Annotated in this window: 13 protein-coding genes; 2 read left to right on the forward strand and 11 right to left on the reverse strand. The window is 53.5% G+C overall.

The annotated features are described in order from the left end of the window. Positions 1 to 133: 133 nt before the first annotated feature. Complete coding sequence (locus tag PCI15_RS18905; RefSeq protein WP_271271462.1) at positions 134 to 994, forward strand: urea transporter; 861 nt, start codon at positions 134 to 136, stop codon at positions 992 to 994. Here PCI15_RS18905 and PCI15_RS18910 read toward each other — a convergent pair. From PCI15_RS18910 to betC, 3 genes are all read right to left on the reverse strand, one after another. Further along, positions 991 to 2,304 (reverse strand): sensor domain-containing diguanylate cyclase, encoded by a 1,314-nt coding sequence (locus PCI15_RS18910; RefSeq protein WP_271271463.1) that lies wholly within the window; start codon positions 2,302 to 2,304, stop codon positions 991 to 993. The two genes, PCI15_RS18905 and PCI15_RS18910, sit on opposite strands and share 4 nt — an antisense overlap. A gap of 313 nt (positions 2,305 to 2,617) precedes the next feature. After that, positions 2,618 to 3,559, reverse strand: coding sequence for a choline ABC transporter substrate-binding protein (gene choX / locus PCI15_RS18915; RefSeq protein WP_271271464.1), 942 nt, complete (start codon positions 3,557 to 3,559; stop codon positions 2,618 to 2,620). Positions 3,560 to 3,635: 76 nt separating this feature from the next. Further along, entirely contained in the window at positions 3,636 to 5,207 is a 1,572-nt protein-coding gene (gene betC / locus PCI15_RS18920; RefSeq protein WP_271271465.1) for a choline-sulfatase, read from the reverse strand. Between the two features lie 148 nt (positions 5,208 to 5,355). On the opposite strand from betC, the gene PCI15_RS18925 reads away from it, so the two are divergent. Beyond that, positions 5,356 to 6,246, forward strand: a complete 891-nt coding sequence (locus tag PCI15_RS18925) for a LysR substrate-binding domain-containing protein (protein ID WP_271271466.1) — start codon at positions 5,356 to 5,358, stop codon at positions 6,244 to 6,246. Between the two features lie 6 nt (positions 6,247 to 6,252). Here PCI15_RS18925 and betI read toward each other — a convergent pair whose 3' ends face one another. From betI to PCI15_RS18965, 8 genes are all read right to left on the reverse strand, one after another. Further along, positions 6,253 to 6,858, reverse strand: coding sequence for a transcriptional regulator BetI (gene betI / locus PCI15_RS18930; RefSeq protein ID WP_271271467.1), 606 nt, complete (start codon positions 6,856 to 6,858; stop codon positions 6,253 to 6,255). Between the two features lie 175 nt (positions 6,859 to 7,033). After that, positions 7,034 to 9,724 carry a ribonuclease R gene (gene rnr / locus PCI15_RS18935; protein WP_271271468.1) on the reverse strand — a complete coding sequence of 897 codons (2,691 nt, stop codon included), beginning with the start codon at positions 9,722 to 9,724 and terminating at the stop codon, positions 7,034 to 7,036. A gap of 131 nt (positions 9,725 to 9,855) precedes the next feature. Beyond that, positions 9,856 to 10,776: a protein translocase subunit SecF gene (gene secF, locus PCI15_RS18940; RefSeq protein ID WP_271271469.1), complete on the reverse strand. Its 921-nt coding sequence runs from the start codon at positions 10,774 to 10,776 to the stop codon at positions 9,856 to 9,858. 13 nt (positions 10,777 to 10,789) lie between these two features. Next, entirely contained in the window at positions 10,790 to 12,640 is a 1,851-nt protein-coding gene (gene secD, locus PCI15_RS18945; protein WP_271271470.1) for a protein translocase subunit SecD, read from the reverse strand. Between the two features lie 64 nt (positions 12,641 to 12,704). Then, the gene (gene yajC / locus PCI15_RS18950) at positions 12,705 to 13,037 is read right to left on the reverse strand and encodes a preprotein translocase subunit YajC (RefSeq protein WP_271271471.1); all 333 of its coding nucleotides are present in this window, start codon (positions 13,035 to 13,037) and stop codon (positions 12,705 to 12,707) included. Between the two features lie 24 nt (positions 13,038 to 13,061). Continuing rightward, a complete protein-coding gene (tgt, locus tag PCI15_RS18955; protein ID WP_446680446.1) occupies positions 13,062 to 14,201 on the reverse strand; it encodes a tRNA guanosine(34) transglycosylase Tgt in 1,140 nt (379 codons plus the stop codon). Positions 14,202 to 14,396: 195 nt separating this feature from the next. Continuing rightward, positions 14,397 to 15,446, reverse strand: coding sequence for a tRNA preQ1(34) S-adenosylmethionine ribosyltransferase-isomerase QueA (queA, locus tag PCI15_RS18960; RefSeq protein ID WP_271271473.1), 1,050 nt, complete (start codon positions 15,444 to 15,446; stop codon positions 14,397 to 14,399). 153 nt (positions 15,447 to 15,599) lie between these two features. Then, the gene (locus tag PCI15_RS18965; RefSeq protein ID WP_271271474.1) at positions 15,600 to 16,016 is read right to left on the reverse strand and encodes a VOC family protein; all 417 of its coding nucleotides are present in this window, start codon (positions 16,014 to 16,016) and stop codon (positions 15,600 to 15,602) included. Positions 16,017 to 16,161 lie beyond the last annotated feature (145 nt).

The following is a 16,161-nucleotide window of genomic DNA, read 5'->3' on the forward strand; positions in this document are numbered from 1 at the left end:
GCACATTCAGCCTGCTTTTTTTATATGCCGGAAAATCACCGGAAAACGGGGATTTATGGATAGCGCAGATAAAGCACTGCCCATAGAATACAGAACATAACTCTTTGTTTAACCGACACCCCGTGCCAGAACCATGCTGAAACTGCCTGAGTACATGTGCCACAATGCGATATTACGCAGCTATGGTCAGATCTTTCTGCAACCCAGCAGCCGGGCAGGCTGCCTGTTTATTCTGGCCATTGCCGTAAATGCCCTGAGCCAGGCATTCATTGCTCTGGCCGCCATTCTGACCAGCCTGTTAACCGCCCGCTTACTGAAAGTCAGCGCAACGGATGTCAGTCAGGGGCTGTACGGGTTCAACGCCGCCCTGCTGGCGCTGGCAATCAGCAACACATTGGCCATCACAGTGACATCACTGTTGCTGATCATTGCCGGCAGCGCCCTCACCGCGTTGCTGTTACAACAATTTCAGCAACGCAGCACCCTGCCACCGTTCACCGCCCCGTATATTGTCACCGGCTGGGTCATTTTACTGATCGCCGGCGGCTTACAGCTCAGCCCGCCCGCATTGCCAACCGGCACAGAGATCGATCAGTTCTATACAGCGGTTGCCAGAGGCATCGGTCAGGTCGTCTTTCAGGATAATGCCCTGAGTGGCATTCTGTGCTTCGCCGGCCTGCTTTGCTATTCACGGCCGGCCGCCATGTGGACACTGATTGCCAGCGCCACAGGCGTATTCATCGCCGGCATTCTCAGTTTCCCCGGGCCGCTGATCAATAATGGCAGTTACAGTTACAACGCAGTACTGACCGGCATAGCGCTGGGCGCATACTTTCCACGCCGGTTTATCCTCCCGCTGCTGGGCATTGGGATCAGCGTATTACTTGCCCGGGGCTTTCAGATGGCGGGAATACCGGTATTTACCGCACCTTTTGTGCTGGCCAGCTGGCTGGTTATCGCGTTTACCTCCGCCAGAAAACAGGGCAAAAGCTAACACTCAGCGGTATCGGCCAGGCTGAAGTTATTCTTACCGGCCTGTTTCACCTGATACATGGCCTGATCCGCCTGACAGAACAGCTCTTTAGCATCGGCAGCATAATCAGGAAACACCGAAATACCGATACTGACACCTACATCCAGTCTCAGATCAGCACCGCATTCACTGATTACACGGAACGGCTCAGCAAATATCTGCAGGATTTCCCGGGCAATCACCACCGCGACTTCCTGACAACTGATATGCTCCAGCAGAATAATGAACTCATCGCCACCGATGCGCCCAACGGTATCGCTTTCCCGGACTATCCCGGAAAGGCGCCTGGCAATCACTTTCAGCAAATCATCACCAATCAGATGGCCATAGGTATCATTGATCGCCTTAAAACCGTCCAGATCAAGAAACATCAGCGCAAAACGGTGATCATTCGCTCTGGCAGTATCCACCGCCCGGTCGATCCGTTGCTTACACAGCCGCACACCGGGTAAATTGGTGAGCGCATCATAGTTAGCCAGTTTTTTCAGTTCATCTTTTGCCAGTTCTGCTTCCTGCAACGCGTTGTGTAACGCCGTCACATCATATTCAGACACCAGCATCAGATATTCACCGGTGATCGGATGCCGGCTGCTGCGAATGTCTACAGCATGCCGCTGCACACCGTGCCGGGGCACCATCAGATGGGTGTGGCGGCAGTCTTCCCCTTTGCGGCCTTTCTCCAGCCGTTCACGGGCTTCTTGCGGATCAGAAAAACGGCTTTCAAAAAGAGATACATTTTCCGGCAGATTATCCCGGCTATCATAGCCATACAGATTTGCCGAGGCAGGGTTTTCAAATAACAGATCACCGTCCAGTGTATAGCTGGTCACGGCAACAGATGCATAACGGGTCGCTTCGGCAAACAGCAGTTGCTCTGCCTCACCCAGCTGGTGTTCTTCCAGCACAAAACCGATAATACCCCGGTGTCGCTGCGGGCCCAGCAGTACGGCTTTGTGGCGGATCAGTACCGTGGTGGCTTCGCCGTTAGGATACGTTGTCCAGGGATCGGAGGTCATTCCCTCCTGAGAGGCTTTTTCAAAAATACCGCGTATCCGGTTACGGGCACCGTCGGTATCAGAGGAAAGGTCTTTATCTACCAGTTGCTGATAATGTTCAAGGCCCCAGTATTCTACGGCACGGGCGTTGCCCCACCAGAAACCGTAGGCATCCACGTCAAATACCCAGACAGGGTCCGGCATCACATCAAATGCGCTCAGTTGCTCAACCGATTCAAAGGCAGTCAGGTGGGCAAAATTTACATCTTTACTCACGCGGTTCTCCCGGACACATAGCCGAAACATGTTATCCGCAGTGATTGCTTGGGAGATCCTTTCCCACGGTTTCAAACCTGCGGGCTGCTGCATGCAATGCAGGCAGATCTGTTCAGACTACGCCAAGCCTCCCCCGAAACAAGTGGAGCCGGCCAGTTTAATGCATATAACCAACCATTTCGGGTATTTTCACCCCCGAAAAGAGCACCCCCCCCACCAAAGCATGAATATCCACTGCGGGCAGATACAAAAAAACCGGCACTCCGGCCGGTTAAAGCAGCCACCGTTAACGGTGGCTCGCAAGGGTAAAGTATTACTTGATGGCCAGGTGCTGCTGCACCGCTTCAAGACCGGAGTTGCCCTGTAAATCCGTCACGCCTTCCAACCAGCTGTTAAGCACCTGTGGATTCTTTTGCAGCCACTGTTTAGCTGCATCGGCAGGTTGCTGAGCATCATCCAGAATGTGTCCCATCATCTGGTTTTCCATGGTCAGGGTGAACTTCAGATTATCCAGCAAACGGCCAACATTCGGGCAGGCTTCACGGTAGCCTTTACGGGTCAGGGTCTGAATCGTAGCACCACCAAAGTTGGCACCGAAATACTTATCACCGCCAGTGAGATATTTCAGATCAAAATTGGTGTTCATCGGATGCGGCTCCCAGGCCAGAAAAGCAATGAACTCATCACGTTTGACGCTGCGTTTCACCTGGCTCATCACGCCCTGCTCTCCGGACTCAACCAGACGCCATTTCTGCAGACCAAAATCACCACTGTCGATCATTTTCTGCAATAACTGGTTGGCCGGCGCACCGGCTTCAATGCCATAGATACGTTTACGGAACTTGTCCTCTGCCTTAATCAGGTCAGCAAAGTCATGAATACCCGCGTTGTACACGTACTCCGGTACTGCCAGCGTAAACTTGGCACCGTTCAGGTTAGTGCCCACCACATCGATATCACCGGGGGTAGCGTACTTATCAATGAATTGCTGCTGTGCTGGCATCCAGTTGCCCAGAAACACATCAATCTCATTGCTCTTCAGGCCTTCAAAACCGATCGGTACCGCCAGCGTGCTGATCTCGGTACTGTATCCCAACCCCTGCAATACGGTGCTCGCCAGCGCATTGGTGGAGTTAATATCAGTCCAGCCCGGATCAGTAAACCGTACGGTCTGACACGCTTCAGGATCGCTGGCCTGTGCGACACCGGCACTCATTAATGCCGCACCAAACAGTAAAGATGTAGTCGTTTTCATATTTCACTTACTTATTGTTATTCACAGAAATGACCGGCGAACAGCCACATAACTGTCCGCCCCCGATAAAACGCCGTTACGATGCTTTGTCAGCAATACGCGGGAAACGGGCTTTCGCTTCCAGATCATCCAGATCAACGTTATTGCGCATATACATGGTGCTGGAATCAAAAATTGGCTGATGATCCCAGATAGGTTCTTTACCCTGTTTGTGAGCTTCAGCCACCAGACGACGACGTTTCTGGCTGATGATGACATCCCGGGTAATTGCATCACTGTCCCAGCGCTCCGCGGCTTCCGCCCGGAATGACGCCAGCAGCTCAGCATGTGCTTCCAGCTCCGCCAGGTTGATACGTTCCTGCGGATCAGTTTCCAGATTAAACAGCTGATCAGGGTCCGGCCCAGAACAGATGTATTTGTAAGCCCCCCGGCGGATCATGAACATTGGCGCAACAACACCTTCGCCCATGTATTCACCGATCACTTCATCATGCGCTTCGCCGTTACCCGTCAGGTGTGGCATCAGGCTGCGGCCATCGATTGGCATAGCGTATTCAGGTGCCTGCCCACCGTTGGCCAGTTCGGCAAAGGTCGGCAATAAATCCATGGTGGAGACAGATTCTTTCACCCGCTGCGGGCTGAAATGCTTCGGCGCGTACACCAGCATCGGCACCCGGGCAGACCATTCGAAATAGCTCATCTTGTACCACAAGCCACGCTCACCCAGCATGTCACCGTGATCACCGGAGAACACCACAATGGTGTCGTCCGCCATACCGGAGTCTTCCAGCGCTTTCAGCAGGTCACCGATCTGATCATCCACATAGCTGCAGGCACCGTAATAGGCACGGCGGGCATTGCGGATCTGCTGATCGGTAATGTTCTTACGGTCCATCTGATAGACGTGCAGCAAACGCTTGGAATGCGGGTCCTGTTCGTCGTCAGCCAGTTCGAAAGACGGCAGCTCAATGTCTTCCTCGCTGTAACGGTTCCAGTATTCTTCGGGAATCGCGTACGGATCGTGGGGATGGGTCATGGAAACTGTCAGGCAGAATGGCCGCTCTTGCGGATTACGGGCGCGCTCAAACAGGTAACGCTTGGCGTGGAATACCACTTCATCGTCAAAATCCAGTTGGTTAGTCCGTACCGTCGGACCTGCCTGGGTCACAGATGACATGTTGTGGTACCAGGTAGGACGCTTATCGAAGTTTTCCCAGTCCGGGAACCAACCGTAGTCAGCCGGGTAAATATCCGTGGTCAGACGTTCCTCAAAACCGTGCAGCTGATCCGGGCCACAGAAATGCATCTTGCCGGACAGTGCGGTCTGATAACCTGCATGACGCAGATAATGGGCGAAGGTCGGGATATCCGCGGGGAATTCTGCTGCATTATCCCAGGCACCTATCTTGCTCGGTAACTGACCGCTCATCAGCACATAGCGGCTCGGCGCACACAGCGGGCTGTTACAGTAGGCGGATTCAAACACCACACCGGCAGCCGCCATTTTATCCAGATTAGGGGTTTTGGCAGTCTTACCACCATAGGTTTTCAGCACCGGCGCGGCCATCTGATCCGCCATGATGAACAGAATATTGGGTTGCTTGGCAGCATCACTCATAACATTCTCCAGACTAATATCTCTAGTCATTTATACTTATTCTGATTACGCCCACCGGGCAGTGGTTTGGCGTACAATTAACCCGCTTTTACATAACAACGTGGATACAGCGAGTATTTATTATTTCTGCCGACGCTGTAAACTCACTGAAAACTAATCACTAAAGTAAGCTGAACTTATGTTATTAAAGGATAGGTTACCGTCACCGCAGAGCCTGCTTGTCTTTGAAGCTGCAGCACGACACTTAAGCTTCACAGCCGCCGCCCGGGAACTCAGCTCCACTCAATCAGCAGTAAGCCAGCTAATGCGCGGTCTGGAAGCACAACTGGGGTTACAGCTGTTCCGCAGAATCTACCGGGGGGTTGAACTGACCGACGCCGGCGAGCAGCTGTTTGAGGTCTGCCAGAAAGGCTTTAACAGCATCGCCGGGCGGATCGAAAAGTTGCAGAGCGCGGAGCGTCATCCCCATATAAATGTCGCCACCGACTTTGCATTTGCCGCTTACTGGCTATTACCCCGGTTACCGGCCTTCCGGGAATTACACCCGGACACCGAGGTGAGGATCATCACCTCTCAGGGCAGTCATGAGGTACGCAGTCAGGATGCCGACGTCGCCATCCGCTTTGTCAGCCAGCCTTCCGCTGACAGCATCCCACTGTTTGCTGAAGAGGTATTTCCGGTATGCAGCCCCGGCTTTCTGACCAAACACGGCCCGGTCACCAGCCATAAAAAACTCGCCAGCCTGCCACTGCTGAAGCTCGGTGCGGATGCCGGGGAAGGCTGGATGGACTGGCCGGGATTTTTCAGCGGCCGGCGCAGTCAGGTTCAGCCGGGAGAACCGGTACTGACGTTCAACAATTACACCTTGCTGATTCAGGCAGCCATTGCCGGTCAGGGCGTGGGCATCGGGTGGGGCACACTGGTGGATGAGCTGATAGAGTCAGGCGTACTCACCGGGCTGAAGGATTTCAGCCTGAGTTCAAAGGGAGGGTATTTTATCAGCGCGACACCGACACCGCGCCAGCCGGATATTTGCCAGCAGTTTATAGAATGGTTACAGCAGGCATAAAGGCGATCAGGAATACTTTTTGAGTACTTCCGGTGGCAGCTGACGTTCAAGGTAATCAGTAATGATTCGCTGCGCCAGATCACCGTCAATACCGGAAGGTGCCAGCGCGCCACGGAGCCAGATACCGTCGATCAGCGCCGCAATACTTTGCGCGACAAAGACCGCCTGCTCTTTGGGCAATACCCGTTTCAGTTCATGCTTGAGATGTGACAACAGACGCTGTTCATTGACCCGCTGTAAACGGTACAGAGACGGCTCATGCATCGCCTGTGACCAGAATGCGAGCCAGGTTTTAACCACTTTGGAATCCAGCTGTCGGGGGTCAAAGTTACCGCCAACAATGGCCTTAACCCGGGCGATCACATCATCGGCATCGGTTTCATCCAGCCGCTGGCGTACGCCTTCAGAAAGCTGTTGAAGCACCGATCGCATCGTCGCTTCAAGCAGGCTGTTTTTACCGCCGAAATAATGATTAATAATCGCCGGAGACACACCCGCATGGCGGCTGATCATCGCAACACTGGCCTTCTGCAGCCCGACCTCGTTAATCGCTTCCATGGTTGCGTCAATTAACTGGGGCTTTCTGATGGCAGGCATTCCGACTTTAGGCATGAATAGGTAACTCGCTTTGCTTTTTTATTATTCTCTGGCCTGATTAACCACAATTTTTAAACAGGCATTCAACAAAAACTGCCTGTTTCTAAGCCGGGAGTCAAGTCTGCTAATAAAATCAATCACTTTGCGTCGCACACAGGCAGATTTTCACTGCCTGTGCCAGCATTCAGCGTTACTTAGCGGCCTTCTGACGCAGCTTTTTCAACTTACGTTTTTTCGCCCGGTTACTTAACCCTTTCGACTGTTTTTTCGACAGCGTCATCATTTCCTGCTCGGCCTTGCTCAGCGACGCCCGGACTGATTTCTTCTTAGGCTTCACCGCCGGCACGTCCGGATTCGCAGCCGGCTTTTTAGCCGGACGCTTACGCGGCGCTTTGGCTTCCTGATCGGTACGGGCAGCGGTGTCAGACGGCCAGGCCGTTACGGCCTCTTCCGTCTGAGCAACAGCCCGCTCTTCCCGGACCTGCACAGCCCCCGGATGGGCCCGCTTATGACGCTTTTTATCCGCCAGCTTTGCCAGCGTGATATCACCGTCACGGAGCAGCTCACGCTGGCTGCGTTTCTTCTTACCCGGCTTAGCATCCGGCCGCATACTGCGGGCGGTCTCCAGGGTTTCACGCAGTTCAAAATCAATCTTCCGCTCGTCCAGATCAACCCGGACTACCTGTACCCGTAACTTATCGCCCAGACGGAAGCCCTTGCCACTGCGCTCCCCTTTCAGACACTGACGGGCAGCATCGTAGTGATAATAGTCCCCCGGCAGTGCAGAAATATGAATCAGGCCTTCCACATAGGCTTCTTCCAGCTCAACAAACAGACCAAAGCCGGTGACCGCTGACACCACACCGTCGAACACACCGCCAACCTGATCCTGCATATATTCACACTTCAGCCAGGACATCACGTCCCGAGTGGCATCGTCCGCACGCCGCTCGGTCATCGAACAGTGCTCACCCAGCTCCAGCACCTGTTCCAGGGTGTACTGGTGCTTGAAGGCAGCGTTCGGTTCAAAGCCGTCACAGCGGCCCAGTTGCTTGCTGTCGTTGCCGGTATGAATCAGCGCTCTGATGGTCCGGTGCACCAGCAAATCCGGGTAACGGCGGATTGGCGAGGTAAAGTGGGTATAGGCCGGATAATTCAGGCCGAAATGGCCTTTTTCTTCCGGACTGTAAACCGCCTGCGACATGGAACGCAGCATCATAATCTGGATAACATGCTTATCAGCACGCCCTTCCAGTGCTTCAGTCAGCGCCTGATAGTCTGCCGGAGTCGGTTCATCACCGCCGCCCAGCATCAGCCCCAGCGGACCAAGATAGCTGCGCAAAGCTTCAATCCGTGCTTCTTTCGGGCCGTCATGCACCCGATACAGGGCCGGCTGCTTCAGCTTACGCAGTAAGCGGGCTGAGGCCACGTTGGCACAGAGCATACATTCTTCAATGATCTTGTGGGCATCGTTGCGTACCACCGGAATGATCTTTTCGATCTTGCGCTCATCACTGAACAGAATACGGGTTTCAGTGGTTTCAAAGTCAATTGCACCGCGCACTTCACGGGCTTTACGCAGGCCGTGATACAGACCGTACAGGTCTTCCAGATGCGGCACGACACTGGCGTATTCTTCGCGCAGGGCCTTACCGTTATCGCTGTCCGCTTCCTGCAGCATCGCGCCAACTTTTGTATAGGTCAGGCGGGCATGGGACTGGATAACCGCTTCATAGAACTTATAGCCACTGAGGTTACCGGTGGCGCTGATGGTCATTTCACAGACCATCGCCAGACGGTCAACATGAGGATTCAGCGAGCACAGGCCGTTCGATAACAGCTCTGGCAGCATCGGTACCACAAACTCCGGGAAGTACACAGAGTTGCCGCGCTTATGGGCTTCGACATCCAGCGGAGAATCAGGCCGGACATACCAGGAAACATCTGCAATCGCGACCCACAAACGCCAGCCACCGGATTTCTTCTTCTCACAGTAAACCGCATCATCAAAGTCTTTGGCATCTTCGCCGTCGATGGTGACCAGCGGCAGGTGTCGCAGGTCGATACGGTTAGTCTTGGCAGATTCTTCAACCTCGGCACTCAGTTCAGCCGTGGCCTGGCGGACATCGTCATTCCACTGATCGGGAATGTCATAGTTGTGAATCGCGACGGTAATTTCCATACCCGGAGCCATATGGTCACCCAGTACTTCCACCACCCGGCCGGTAGGCTTGTTACGCTTACCCGGCGGCATGACCAGCTCAGCAACCACTAACTGACCGTCACGGTAATCCAGCGGTGTCTCTTCATTCGGGACGATCTGGATATCCTGAGTAATGCGCTGATTTTCCGGCACCATGTAGCCAAAGCTGCCATTGCCCTGATAGCGGCCCACCAGTTTATGGGTATTGCGCTCCAGTACTTCAACGATGGCCCCTTCTTTACGGCCTTTACGGTCTTCACCGCCCACCCGGACCAGTGCCCGGTCACCATCAAACACCTGGCGCATTTCACGTGCGCTGAGGAAAATATCATCATTGCCTTCATCGGGAATCAGGAAGCCAAAACCGTCCCGGTGCCCCTGAATACGGCCGCCAATCAGGTCCAGCTTACTCAGTAATACATACTGGGCCTTACGGTTACGCATCAGTTGACCGTCCCGTTCCATGGCCCGCAAACGGCGGCGCAGGGCTTCGGAGGCATCTTCATCCTGAATGTCCAGCAGGCTTTCCAGCTGCCAGCGTGTCAGAGGCTCACCCTGTTCATTCAGGGTTTCCATTATCAGTTCACGGCTGGCAATTGGCCGTTCATATTTATCCGCTTCTCGGGCAGCGTGCGGGTCGACCGCCACGCCGGCTTCCGGCAATTCTTTTTTAGGCATTACAAGTCTTTAGGTAATTTTGTCTGCATATCAATATAACACCGATCAGGTATGAACGACGTGTTACTTTGCAACAGAAAAACAAAACCGGCCAAAGATGGCCGGTTTGCAGTTAACAGTCAGCGGGCAGCCTATGGCCGCTCGTCCACTTCTTCGTCTTCTTTTTCCGGCGGCATGAGGTCTTCTTTACAGACGCCCATGGCCAGCAGCACGTTTGCGGCTACATAGATGGATGAGTAAGTACCCACCAGCACACCGATCAGCAGTGCAATCGCAAAGCCGTGGATCAGTTCACCGCCGAACACCGCCAGCGCAGTCAGCACCAGTAAGGTGGTTAAGGAGGTAACAATCGTCCGCCCCAGAGTCTGGTTCAGGGAGATATTCATAATCTCCACCGGCGTCGCCTTACGTACCATCCGGAAATTTTCCCGGATACGGTCAGATACCACGATAGTATCGTTCAGAGAGTAACCGATTACCGCCAGCAAAGCTGCCAGTACTGTCAGGTCGAAATCCAGCTTAAACAGCGAGAAGACCCCAAGCACAATCAGCACGTCATGCGCCAGCGCCGCGACCGCCCCCACTGAGAATTTCAGCTGGAAGCGGAAGGCAACGTACACCATGACCATGAACAGCGCCAACAACAGGCCTAAACCGCCCTGCTCACGCAACTCTTCACCGACCTGTGCACCCACGTATTCGTTACGGCGCAGGGTCAGTTCCTGATCTTCACCTGTCTCCAGTACCGACAATACCTGATCCCCTAATTTAGGGTCGTGGCTTTGTCCCAGACGGATCAGAATATCCACCGGCGAACCGAAAGTCTGAACCACCGCGTCTTCATAGCCCGCACTCTGCAACTTGCCACGGATCTCATTCAGATCAGGAGACTGTTCATAGCCCACTTCCACCAGTGAGCCACCGGTAAAGTCCAGACCAAACTTCAGGCCATTCATAGCCAGTGAAGCAACAGAGATCAGCAGTACGACAATCGACAGGCCCGCTGCAATCTTGCGCAGGCCCATAAAGTTAAAGTTTTTTTCACTTGCCATGTTATCCCCCGGGTCAGATCGACAGCTTGTTCAGCGTACGACCGCCGTAGGTTAAATTCACTAACGCACGGGTCACCATGATGGCGGTAAACATCGAGGTTACGATACCCACAGAAAGGGTGATCGCGAAGCCCTTAACCGGACCGGTACCCATGGCAAACAGGATAACCGCCGCCAGTAAGGTAGTGATGTTGGCATCAAAAATAGTGGTAAATGCACGCTCAAAACCGGCATTAATGGCCGACTGCGGAGGCAGCCCGTTGGCCAGCTCCTCTTTTATTCGCGAGAATATAAGCACGTTGGCATCCACCGCCATACCTACCGTCAGTACGATACCGGCAATACCCGGCAACGTCAGCGTGGCTGACATAATGGACATCACTGCGAGCAGCAATACCAGGTTCAGTGTCAGGGCAACGTTTGCCAGCAAACCGAACACCCGGTAGTACACCAGCATGAACAGCAGTACCAGCGCGAAACCGATCTGAACGGAGGTAATACCCAGTTCAATGTTCTGTTCACCCAGGCTAGGACCGACGGTACGTTCTTCTACAAAGTAGATTGGCGCCGCCAGCGCACCGGCACGGAGCAGCAGTGCCAGTTCAGAAGCTTCACCGGCCCCGTCCAGTCCGGTAATCCGGAAGCTGGAGCCCAGAATGCTCTGAATGGTCGCCAGAGAAATAATGTGTTTCTCAACGTAGGGTACACGTTCGGTAACCTGTTCACCGTCAACCGTCTTCACCAGATTGCGGCTCTTATGCTCAACAAAGAGTACCGCCATACGGCGCTTAACTGCGTTACGGGTAGTCCGGTTCATCAGCTCACCGCCTTTGGAATCCAGCGTAATGGATACCTGTGGCTGACCGTTTTCATCAAAGGTTGACTGCGCGTTGGAGACGCTGGAGCCGGTGATGATGATGTCTTTCTCAAGCGTCGCCCGACGTGATGAATCCCGGAAGGTGTAGGTTTCGGTTGATGCACTTGAGGCATCAGTCTTCGCTTCTAAACGGAATTCCAGATTCGCCGTTTTACCGATGATCCGTTTCGCCGCTGCGGCATCCTGAATACCCGGCAGCTGAACAACGATACGGTTACGGCCCTGACGCTGCACCAGTGGCTCAGCCACCCCCAGCTCGTTCACCCGGTTACGCAGGGTGGTCAGGTTTTGCTTGATTGCATAGTCTTCAATTTCGCGAACCTTGCTTTCCAGCAGGCTGACAACCACGTAATACGCGTCGTCGGCATCTTCATCGGTGAGCAAGAATTCTGTGTAATCCTGTTTCAGCAACTGGCTGGCTTCGTCACGGACATCAGCCTTGGAGAACTTCAGCTCCAGGCTACCGTCTTCACGGTGTACAACTGACCGGTAACGCAACTTTTCAGCCCGCAGCTTGGCCTTAATTTCGCCCACATATACGTCAAGCCGCTGAGCAACCGCCTGTGCCATGTCCACTTCAAGCAGGAAGTGCACACCGCCGCGCAGATCAAGACCCAGTTTCATCGGGCCCGCGCCAACGGAGGTCAGCCATTCAGGGGTAGTCGGTGCCAGGTTCAGGGCAACCACGTAGTTATCACCAAGAATACGGCTTACCGTTTCTTTTGCTTCCAACTGAGTGGTGCTGTCGGAGAAACGTATCAGACCGCTGGTGCCATTCAGCTCACTTTCCTTGGACACCAGTCCTTCGGCCTGCAGCTGTTTGGTCACGCGGTTCAGCATTTGCTGATCGACGGTATAGGCGGCACGGCTGCCGGAAATCTGTACCGCATAATCATCAGGATATAAGTTCGGCGCTGCATACAGACCACCGATAAGCAATATCAGAACGATCAGCGCGTTTTTCCATAACGGATATTTATTGAGCATACTGCCCTTGCCTTCTGTAATCGAAAACGCCATTACCGGTCAGTAATGGCGTTGCTGTGAACGACTAGATTTCTTTAATTGTGCCTTTTGGCAGCGCCGCACTTACGTGGGTTTTCTGGAAAGTCAGTTCGGTTTCACCGGACACTTCCAGAACAACGTAATCATCATTCAGACGCACAACCTTACCCAGGATGCCGCCGGCGGTGATGACTTCATCACCTTTGCTCAGGCCAGACAGCAGTGCTTTATGGTCCTTCGCACGCTTTGCCTGTGGGCGCCACATGAAGAAGTAGAAAATCAGACCAAAGCCCACCAGGAAGATGAGGTTGAACATGCTTGGATCCATACCGCCCGGGGCTGCGCCTTCAGCGTATGCTGGTGAGATAAAAAAGCTCATTGGCTTCTCCTAGTTACTGATTTATTAAACATTATTAGCTGATTCTGTATCGGCCAGTGGCGGTGTTTCCAGCCCCCGCAACCGGTAGAACTCATCGACAAAGTCGCTCAATTTACCTTCTTCTATAGCCTTTCGCAAACCGGCCATAAGTTCCTGATAGTAATGCAGGTTATGGATGGTATTCAGCTGCGAGCCCAGGATCTCTTTACACTTATCCAGATGGTGCAGATAGGCGCGGCTAAAGTTCTGGCAGGTGTAGCAGGAACATTCTTCATCCAGCGGCGCGGTATTGGTTTTATTCGCCGCATTACGCAGCTTCACAATACCGGTACGGGTAAACAGATAACCGTTACGGGCGTTACGGGTTGGCATCACACAGTCGAACATATCCACACCGCGACGCACACCTTCCACCAGATCTTCCGGACGGCCAACCCCCATCAGATAACGGGGCTTGTCTGCCGGCATTTTCCAGGCCAGATGGTCGAGCACTTTTTCCATTTCGTCTTTCGGCTCGCCGACCGACAAACCGCCGATGGCATAACCATCGAATTCAATTTCGTTCAGCCCTTCCAGAGACTCATCACGCAGATGCGGGTACATACCGCCCTGAATAATGCCGAACAGAGCTGACGGATTATCGCCGTGAGCATCCTTAGAACGTTTCGCCCAGCGCAGTGACAGACGCATGGATTCAGCCGCCTGCATTTCAGTGGCCGGATACGGCGTACATTCGTCAAAAATCATCACGATGTCTGAACCGAGATCTTTCTGCACCTGCATGGATTCTTCAGGGCCCATGAACACCTTGGAACCGTCTACCGGCGACTGGAAAGTCACACCCGCTTCGGTAATTTTGCGCATTGCGCCCAGGCTAAACACCTGGAAACCGCCGGAGTCGGTCAGGATCGGACCTTTCCAGTTGGTGAAGTCGTGCAGGTCACCGTGCTGTTTGATGATCTCCGTGCCCGGACGCAGCATCAGATGGAAAGTATTACCAAGAATAATCTGTGCCCCGGTGGCTTCAATGTCCCGCGGCAGCATGCCCTTTACCGTGCCATAGGTACCCACCGGCATAAAGGCTGGGGTTTCAACATCACCACGGGGAAAGCTCAGACGTCCGCGACGGGCTTTGCCCTCAGTCGCCAGACATTCAAACTTCATAAAACATTCTCTGCTCACAGCAATTCCTAATCGGTATATTGAGCCGGGAAACTTCATCGTCCCGGCAAACTTCCCTTAGATATAAGGGCATTATTATCAATCACAAGGTACCGGCTGAAATACAGTTGCCGGTGCCCGGGTTAAAGCATATGGCGCACGGTTAAATGGCTTTGATTACTTCAGCCACAAACAGTTTCACCCCTGTGCCACACTTTTATCCTGACGCTGCAGGAACATCGCATCGCCATAACTGAAGAAACGGTATTTCTCCGCAACCGCTTCATGGTATGCAGCCATCATGTTGTCATAACCGGCAAAAGCTGACACCAGCATCAGCAGGGTCGATTCCGGCAAATGGAAGTTCGTCACCAGAACATCAACCGTTTTGAATTCATAGCCCGGAAAAATAAAGATATCGGTATCACCAAAATACGGCGCGATCTCACCGTCACGGCTGGCCGTTTCCAGACAGCGCACACTGGTAGTGCCGATCGCCACCACACGGTTACCGCGGGCCTTAGCCGCTTTTACCGCCGCACAAACCTCTTCAGAGACTTCGATATACTCCGCATGCATCTTATGCTCGGCAATGGTATCGACCTTCACCGGGCGGAACGTCCCCGCCCCCACGTGCAAGGTCACAAAGGCTTTTTCCACACCTTTATCTGCCAGTTTGGCCAGCAGGGCATCGTCAAAGTGCAGACCGGCTGTCGGTGCAGCGACAGCACCGGGCTTTTCGTTATACACGGTCTGATAGCGCTCCCGGTCAGAGAGCTCATCTTCACGTTTCATATAGGGCGGCAGCGGCATATGGCCAAACTGCTCCAGCGCTTCAATCAGATTGCCTTCAGTGAGGTCAAAACGCAGCTCAAACAGATCATCATGACGGCCGACCATAGTCGCTTTCAGACCACCTTCCAGGGTCAGTTCGGCCCCTTCTTTCGGCGAACGGCTGGAACGGATATGCGCCAGTGCAGACTGTTCATCCAGCACCCGTTCGATCAGTACTTCAATTTTACCGCCGGAGGCTTTCTGGCCGAACATTCTGGCAGGAATGACCCGGGTATTATTGAAGATCACCAGATCCCCTTCATTCAGCAGGTCCAGCACTTCATAAAAGTGCCGGTGCGCCCGTTCAGCACTGTTACCGTCAACACAAAGTAAACGGCTGGCGGTACGGTCAGCGAGGGGATAACGGGCAATTAACTCATCAGGGAGTTCGAAATGGAAATCTTTAACCTGCATGGTAGGATCTGTCGGAACTGAAAAAAGGACGGCTATCCTACCGGAAAATGAAGCATAATTCAGCGTTCTGACAGGGAAATACTGCAATTAACCGGCCACCGGAGAGCAGCAGCCGGTTAATTCCCGTTTCACCTGCGCAAACAGCTGAAGTTGTCAGCCCGCCGGCGCAATAAACTCCGTCCGGATACCGCCGGGAATCAGGCACATCATATGGCGGAACGGTGCTTCCCCCAGCGCTTCAGGGGCAAACTCAACCGTGACATTATCCTGTTCTAACAGGCGTTCATATAAAGCATCCAGCGCTGCTGTATCGGCCACCGCCAGCGCCACATGATGCAAACCGATATTCTGCTGCCGGTTAAAGCCGACCGGCGTCTCAGCTTTCGCCTGCCAGAGGGTAATCATCGTGTGGCCATCGCTGACAAACACCGCCGGATAATCCGGCTTCTCGCCCACTTTGCTGAAGCCAAGTACCCGCTGAAAAAAATCCGCAGTTACCGCCAGCTCCGGCACGGTCAGCCCCAAATGATTAATACCACGGGTCAGAGCCCCATCAGAATTACCGGTCATGTTGCCTCCAAAGATATGCTATTTACCATTAGTGAACAGATCTGTTCGCAAGCAACATAACACAACTGAACAGATCTGTTCACATTTAAAATAAATACCCCCAACAGGGTAAGTCAGGCACTGGCACCCGGCGCCCGCCTGACAT

Origin of the sequence: Aliamphritea hakodatensis (assembly GCF_024347195.1) — a bacterium.
GTDB classification, from domain to species: domain Bacteria; phylum Pseudomonadota; class Gammaproteobacteria; order Pseudomonadales; family Balneatricaceae; genus Amphritea; species Amphritea hakodatensis.

Coding starts and splice junctions, on each gene's coding strand:
- yajC (WP_271271471.1), bottom strand. CDS start 13,037: ATGAGCTTTTTTATCTCACCAGCATACGCTGAAGGCGCAGCCCCGGGC.
- rnr (WP_271271468.1), bottom strand. CDS start 9,724: ATGCCTAAAAAAGAATTGCCGGAAGCCGGCGTGGCGGTCGACCCGCAC.
- betI (WP_271271467.1), bottom strand. CDS start 6,858: ATGCCTAAAGTCGGAATGCCTGCCATCAGAAAGCCCCAGTTAATTGAC.
- PCI15_RS18905 (WP_271271462.1), top strand. CDS start 134: ATGCTGAAACTGCCTGAGTACATGTGCCACAATGCGATATTACGCAGC.
- choX (WP_271271464.1), bottom strand. CDS start 3,559: ATGAAAACGACTACATCTTTACTGTTTGGTGCGGCATTAATGAGTGCC.
- PCI15_RS18965 (WP_271271474.1), bottom strand. CDS start 16,016: ATGACCGGTAATTCTGATGGGGCTCTGACCCGTGGTATTAATCATTTG.
- PCI15_RS18925 (WP_271271466.1), top strand. CDS start 5,356: ATGTTATTAAAGGATAGGTTACCGTCACCGCAGAGCCTGCTTGTCTTT.
- tgt (WP_446680446.1), bottom strand. CDS start 14,201: ATGAAGTTTGAATGTCTGGCGACTGAGGGCAAAGCCCGTCGCGGACGT.
- queA (WP_271271473.1), bottom strand. CDS start 15,446: ATGCAGGTTAAAGATTTCCATTTCGAACTCCCTGATGAGTTAATTGCC.
- betC (WP_271271465.1), bottom strand. CDS start 5,207: ATGACTAGAGATATTAGTCTGGAGAATGTTATGAGTGATGCTGCCAAG.
- secD (WP_271271470.1), bottom strand. CDS start 12,640: ATGCTCAATAAATATCCGTTATGGAAAAACGCGCTGATCGTTCTGATA.
- secF (WP_271271469.1), bottom strand. CDS start 10,776: ATGGCAAGTGAAAAAAACTTTAACTTTATGGGCCTGCGCAAGATTGCA.